The organism is Vibrio sp. 1069 (assembly GCF_033340555.1).
On sequence record NZ_JAWOWP010000215.1, the window covers coordinates 1 to 847 of the forward strand.

At 47.9% G+C, this 847-nt stretch carries 1 protein-coding gene; it reads right to left on the reverse strand.

The features are described from left to right. The coding region (locus tag R7040_RS25540; protein WP_318097437.1) for a Bcr/CflA family multidrug efflux MFS transporter at positions 1-847 on the reverse strand (847 nt) is incomplete at both ends.

An 847-nucleotide genomic window follows, 5' to 3' on the forward strand; every position in this document is an offset into this window, starting at 1 on the left:
GAACAACCCAAAACGAAGCATGGCATGAGAGCCCACTTTTTTCACCAAACGACCGTTAATGCTGGTCATGATGATCATCGCCACAATGTTCAAACCGAATAAGTAACCAAATTGGTCAGGTCGAACACCGTATAAATCAATATAAACAAACGAACCCGCAGTTAGGAATGCAAACATCCCCGAAAACGAGAATGCACCAGACAACATCAAGCCCAACGCTTCAGAACTTGAACACAAACGGGCGTAGTTTTTTAATGTGGTACGAAAACGCAGTGGTTGGCGGTTTTCTGGTTTCAGCGTCTCCGGAATTTTCCAAAAAACCAGCAGAATGACAACCACAGCGAAAATGGCTAACACCCAAAAGATAGAGCGCCATCCAAACCAAATCGCAAGGTGACCGCCAATCATCGGCGCAACCAACGGGGCAATCGTGATAACTAATGTGACGAAAGACATTGCGCGCGCAAAGTCTTCACGGTCAAACATGTCACGCACCACAGCTTGAATAATGACCGCCGCAGCCGCGCCAGCAAAACCTTGAGCTGTACGAACATAGGTTAACGCATCAATGCCGTTTGTGGTCGCACTCACCACTGCTGCTAATCCAAAGAAAAGCACACCCAAAATCAGTACCGGTCTGCGGCCAAAGCTATCGGCAAGCGGCCCATGAATTAACTGACCAATCGCAAAACCCGCCGTATAAGCCGTCAATGTAATTTGAACCGCACCAGGTGCAACGCCCAAATCTTTTGCGATGGTCGGCATTGCCGGTAGATACATGTCGATCGCCAATGGCGTTAACGCGCCAATTGCACCGAGCACAAGAAACAGTAAAAAACTGATTTGA